The following is a 5,735-nucleotide window of genomic DNA, read 5'->3' as shown; positions in this document are numbered from 1 at the left end:
GAACAGAATGGGGGGAGCCCTTTGATAGGAATGCTAAGGGGAAAAGTATGGCAGATTCAAGCGGATAAACTGATTCTCGATGTTCAAGGGGTGGGGTATCAAATAGCTACCCCTTTAGGATTATTAAGCAAGGTCAATTCCGGGCAGGAATTGATTGTGTATACTCATTTGATTATGCGTGAGGATGAAATCTCACTTTATGGTTTTGCCTCGGAAGCCGAAAAAGAGCTCTTTTTGATGATGCTTACAGTTACGGGTATCGGGCCAAAGGCCGCCCTCTCCACGTTGTCGACTTTAGGTACGGGGCAGACGGAAAGTGCCATTGCCAGCGAAAATGTCACTCTCTTAACCAAAGTCCCGGGGATCGGGAAAAAGAGTGCCCAGAGATTGATTTTGGAACTTAAGGAGAAGTTTAAGGATAGAGTTTCGGTCATCGAAGATGCAAATTCTCAAGTCGCTATTAATCAGGGGGCTTCCTACTCGGAAGCTATGGAAACCCTTCTTGCTCTTGGGTTTAGCCAGGAAGAAGCGAAAAAGGCTCTCCAGTTAATTCCTGATTCAGCCAAAGAGCTGGGTACGGAGGAGCAAGTGCGTTTGGCTCTTCGCTCTCTGGCTTGAAGATACTTCGCTTCGCTCAGTATGACACGACGGTCGGACAACGTATATAATCCAAAAGGGGTACGACCGATGGACTATAATATGTCATCCTGAAGGGGTACGACCGATGGACTATAATATGTCATCCTGAAGAAGTTACGAATGAAGGATCTTATTAAAAAATAGAGGAGAAAAGTTGTATGGAAGAAAGGATGATCAGCCCGCAGCAGCTCCCGGGGGATCAAGAAGGAGAAGCCCTTCGCCCCCATCGGCTGACTGATTATATAGGACAGACGAAAGTAAAAGAAAACCTTCTGATATTTATACAAGCAGCCTTAGCCCGTGGCGAGGCTCTTGATCATGTTCTTCTTTATGGTCCGCCCGGACTGGGCAAAACGACCTTAGCCAATATCATCGCCCTTGAAATGGGAGTCAATATCCGTACTACCTCAGGACCGGCAGTGGAACGACCGGGGGATTTGGCGGCGATTCTTACTTCCTTGGAAGCTCGCGATGTACTATTTATTGATGAAATTCATCGCCTAAGCCGAACTACCGAGGAAATACTTTATTCGGCTATGGAAGACGGCTGTCTGGATATCGTAATCGGCAAGGGCCCCAGTGCCCGTTCGATTCGTTTAACCTTGCCTCCCTTTACCTTAGTTGGAGCAACCACCAGGGCCGGGCAGCTAACCTCACCCTTAAGGGATCGGTTTGGGGTCATCAGTCGTCTCGAATTTTATGAAGTGGAGGATTTGGTCAAGATTATCTCCCGGGCTTCAGGAATCTTACGTTTGGAGATTACTCATGAAGGAGCAGCCGAGATTGCCCGGAGATCTCGTGGGACTCCGCGTATCGCTAATCGTCTCTTAAAACGGGTGCGTGATTATGCACAAGTCTGGGAAAACGGGGCAGTCACAGAAGAATTAGCCCGCAAATCCTTGGATCGTCTTGAGGTTGACCCTGCGGGATTAGACCGAATTGACCAAAAATGTCTTTTGACGATTATTCAAATGTTTGCAGGGGGACCGGTTGGCTTAGAGACACTATCCGCAACTATTGGTGAAGAATCGGAAACCATTGAAGATGTGGTGGAACCTTACCTGCTCCAACAAGGTTTTTTGCAGAGGACACCTCGTGGCAGGGTAGCTACGGTTAGAGCTTATCAACACCTCAATATTCCTCTAGCTCCGGTGCCGAAGGATGATTTGCCGGGAGACAGTTTATTTAACACTACACTAGGAGAAAAAGAATAGATAAAACTCGAAACGGGCAATCTGTGGAAAAGAGTTGTGAGGTGGTCTTGCGATGCTGCCTTTCTCAGACAGATTGTCTTTTCGTGTTATGATGTTGGTTATTCTTCTATCCGGTAGTCTATTATTTCAGGCTGCTCCTTGCCATGCCAAAGAAATTGAAGTGGAATTGGTTTGGAAGTTTGGGGACGCAGGGTGGGTAAAGGTTCAGATCGAACAAGGAAATTATCTGCTTAAAGAAGTAACTAAGGATAAAGTGACTCAGACTCCCTACCCGGCCGGATCGAGCCTGGAAATGACCTGGGGAGGCTGGACCCCGGCTTTAAAAAAGAATTTTAGCCCTTTTCAGGTTTGGAGCGGCAGCGAAATTGAACTGATAAAACAGGGAGACAGAGGTGGGGTTCAAATCCTGACTCCCGACGGTGAACGTGTTAGTTATCGGGGAAGCTTGAAGATTCGTTGGCAAAATGGAAGCTGCAAGCTGGTCAATATAGTGGACCAAGAGGAGTATCTCAAAGGTGTGGTACCTATAGAAATGAGCAACTCCTGGGCGGCCGACGGCTTAGAAGCCCTTAAGGCTCAAGCCGTTACAGCGAGAACCTATATGGTAAGAAAAACCCAAAAAACCACCCGAATTACCGATTCCCCCGATTATGACCAGGCCTATCTGGGAAAGAATGTAGAGGGCAGAGCCAGCGAAGCCGTTGAGGCGACACGAGGTGAAATCCTGGTAGACTCTATTAGCTATCAACCTATTGATGCTCTCTATTCCTCTCATAATGGAGGATATTCGGAATTAGCCGAGAATGTATGGTCTAATCCGGACCCCCATTTTATTTCCCAACCAGACCCCTTTTCCCGAGGGATTGGCGGGGCAGCAGATCGTTGGCGGTTTATTATTGGGGCGGATATCTTAGGAGAAGCTTTTGCAATGGGGCCAATTACCAAAATTGAACTTGACAAACTCCCTTCCGGTAGGGTAAAAAAGGTGAGTATGCAAGATATTTATGGTAAACTGATGAGTGTCGGTGGCCGGTCATTTGTTCAGAAGTTTTACCCTTATGGACAACCTATCACCGCCCAAGCCTTTTTGGGCAATCTTTTTGATGTTCAGCAAATACCTACGGAAACAACCGTGTTTTCTTTAGAAAACCGGGTCAAAGGAATGCCCGTGAACCCCTATGCTGCCGAGATGGATATCAATAAGCTAATGGAAGCAAATCGTGGCCCCCGCTTAAATCGGATTATAAGCTCCGCCCAGGGAATACGAGATTTTCCCGCCCCTTATGATGTCATTATTTTCAATGGCAGAGGTTGGGGTCATGGCGTTGGTATGTCTCAATGGGGCGCCTATCAAATGGCCCAACGAGGATATACCTATCGGGAAATCCTTGAATTCTATTATCGGCAGACTGATCTAATCAAGTCATATCTTTGATCCTTTGGCTATAGAAAAAGGAGAATCATTTTGAAATTAGAGGATTTTGATTTTAACCTTCCCGAAGAGCTGATTGCTCAACATCCGGTGGAACCGCGGGATTCTTCTCGACTAATGGTCCTCAATCGTGCTACGGGTGGAATCGACCATCATGTGTTTCGGGAACTCCCTGGCTTACTTCAGGCAGGGGATCTTTTGGTGGTCAATAATACCAAGGTTATCCCCGCTCGCCTGATTGGTGAAAAAGAGAATACTCAAGCCAAAATTGAGTGTTTGTTACTGACCCGTCGGGAAAAGGATGTATGGGAAACCCTGATCAAACCGGGTAAACGCTTAAAGGAAGGCCAGACAGTCATTTTCGGCAATGGTTTATTACGGGGTGAATTATTAGAGATTTTACCGAATGGGAATCGGGTTATGCTGTTTACCTATGAGGGAATTTTTGAAGCCGTTCTTGACCAATTGGGGAATATGCCCTTACCACCGTATATTACCGAACAATTAGAGGATAAGGAACGCTACCAGACCGTCTATGCCAAGGAGAGTGGTTCAGCGGCAGCCCCCACGGCAGGGCTTCATTTTACACCGGAATTGCTCAATTCCCTAAAGGCAAAGGGAATAGAAATAGTTGAAATCCTCCTGCATGTGGGCTTGGGAACCTTTCGCCCTGTCAAAGTGGAGAATGTCGAAGAACATAATATGCATTCCGAGTATTATCGAGTTTCCCCGGAGGCTGCCCGGCGTATCAACCTGGCTAAGAGTCAAGGGCGTAGAGTTATCGCAGTAGGTACCACAGCTTCCCGGACTCTGGAGTCAGTGGCGAATGACAATGGCCGGGTCGAGGCGAAAGAAGGTTGGACCGATATCTTTATCTACCCCGGCTATTCCTTTAAAATCCTTGACGGCTTGATCACTAATTTCCACTTTCCCAAATCCACTTTAGTAATGCTGGTGAGTGCCTTAGCCGGCCGCGAGCGAGTCTTAAATGCCTATAATATTGCTATCAAAGAGCGTTACCGCTTCTATAGCTTTGGTGATGCGATGCTAATTCTCTGACTCTAAATACCAGAAAGGGATGTGAAAAAACTTCATGGCAGTACGCCTCGAAATTCTAAAAGAGGATACCAAAACCCGGGCGCGTCTGGGCAAACTCCATACCCCTCACGGAGTTATTGAGACTCCTGTTTTTATGCCGGTGGGAACTCAAGCCACGGTAAAAACCATGACCCCGGAGGAATTAAAAGATCTGGGAGCGGGCATAATATTAAGTAATACTTATCATCTTTTTTTACGTCCCGGTCATGAACTGATCCGGGAAGCAGGTGGCCTTCATGCATTTATGCATTGGGATGGGGCAATTCTTACCGATAGCGGAGGATTTCAAGTTTTCAGCTTAGGGGACTTGCGCAAGATCACAGAAGAGGGAGTGGAATTCCGCTCTCACCTAGATGGATCGAAAAAGTTCTTAAGCCCGGAGATTGCCATTCAAGTCCAAATGGCTCTGGGATCCGATATCGTAATGGCTTTTGATGAGTGTACTCCCTATCCGGCTACCAGGGAATATGCCAAGGCCTCAATGGAGCGAACCACCCGGTGGTTGAAACGCTGTAAGGAAACTCTTACAACTACGGACAGACAAGCACTTTTTGGCATAGTGCAAGGAAGCATGTATGAAGATCTACGAAAACAAAGCGCTGCTGAAATCGTTGAATTAGATCTGCCGGGTTATGCAGTGGGTGGCTTAAGTGTCGGTGAACCCAAAGACCTGATGTATGAGGTTTTGGACTATACCGTGCCACTTCTGCCTAAAGATCGGCCACGTTATTTGATGGGAGTGGGTTCACCTGATGCACTGATTGAAGGAGTGATGAGGGGAATCGATATGTTTGATTGTGTGCTTCCCTCGCGAATTGCCCGCAACGGCACTGCCCTTACCCGGTTTGGCAAACTCGTGGTAAGGAACGCTGATTCAGCACGGGATTTTTCCCCCATTGATTCCACCTGCGACTGCTATACCTGTAAAAATTATTCTCGAGCCTATATACGACATTTACTTAAGGCCGATGAAATTTTGGGTTTGCGTCTGATGACCATCCACAATCTCCGTTTTTTAACGAATCTTATGAGCGAAATCCGCGAAGCGATTAAGGAAGAGCGGCTTCCCGAGTATCGCCGCAAATTTTTCTCCGACTACGGTTACGAGAATTAATCCAATTGTAAAGCAGGATTTCAGGCACACTATGGGGAATAGTTATACTTCAGTAAGAGCAACAATAAAAGGAGGATAATAGTTTTATGGACAATAGTACACTTACTCTACTTCTTTATATGGGGGTTTTCTTCGCTATTATGTATTTCTTTATGATCCGCCCCCAGCAAAAACAGGCAAAGCAAAGGCGTGCTATGTTGGATAGTTTACGTGTTAATGATAAGATTATTACTGCCGG

6 protein-coding genes are annotated in these 5,735 nt (G+C 46.6%); all 6 read left to right on the top strand.

Features of this window, described 5'->3' with window-relative positions; genetic code table 11:
• The first annotated feature begins 21 nt into the window (after positions 1 to 21).
• A complete protein-coding gene (ruvA, locus tag AC1U9U_RS15265) occupies positions 22 to 618 on the top strand; it encodes a Holliday junction branch migration protein RuvA (RefSeq protein ID WP_479961410.1) in 597 nt (198 codons plus the stop codon).
• Between the two features lie 179 nt (positions 619 to 797).
• Positions 798 to 1,853, top strand: coding sequence for a Holliday junction branch migration DNA helicase RuvB (gene ruvB / locus AC1U9U_RS15260; protein WP_479961408.1), 1,056 nt, complete (start codon positions 798 to 800; stop codon positions 1,851 to 1,853).
• 52 nt (positions 1,854 to 1,905) lie between these two features.
• Positions 1,906 to 3,288 (top strand): SpoIID/LytB domain-containing protein, encoded by a 1,383-nt coding sequence (locus AC1U9U_RS15255; protein ID WP_479961407.1) that lies wholly within the window; start codon positions 1,906 to 1,908, stop codon positions 3,286 to 3,288.
• 30 nt (positions 3,289 to 3,318) lie between these two features.
• Positions 3,319 to 4,344, top strand: a complete 1,026-nt coding sequence (queA, locus tag AC1U9U_RS15250) for a tRNA preQ1(34) S-adenosylmethionine ribosyltransferase-isomerase QueA (RefSeq protein ID WP_479961406.1) — start codon at positions 3,319 to 3,321, stop codon at positions 4,342 to 4,344.
• 34 nt (positions 4,345 to 4,378) lie between these two features.
• Positions 4,379 to 5,497: a tRNA guanosine(34) transglycosylase Tgt gene (gene tgt / locus AC1U9U_RS15245; RefSeq protein ID WP_479961405.1), complete on the top strand. Its 1,119-nt coding sequence runs from the start codon at positions 4,379 to 4,381 to the stop codon at positions 5,495 to 5,497.
• 86 nt (positions 5,498 to 5,583) lie between these two features.
• Positions 5,584 to 5,735, top strand: a 152-nt coding sequence (gene yajC / locus AC1U9U_RS15240; protein WP_479961409.1) for a preprotein translocase subunit YajC, incomplete at its 3' end; no start/stop codon positions are given.

The organism is Desulfitobacterium sp. (assembly GCF_982384815.1).
Note: the sequence above shows the minus strand (reverse complement) of the source record. Positions and strands in the feature narration are given on the sequence as shown.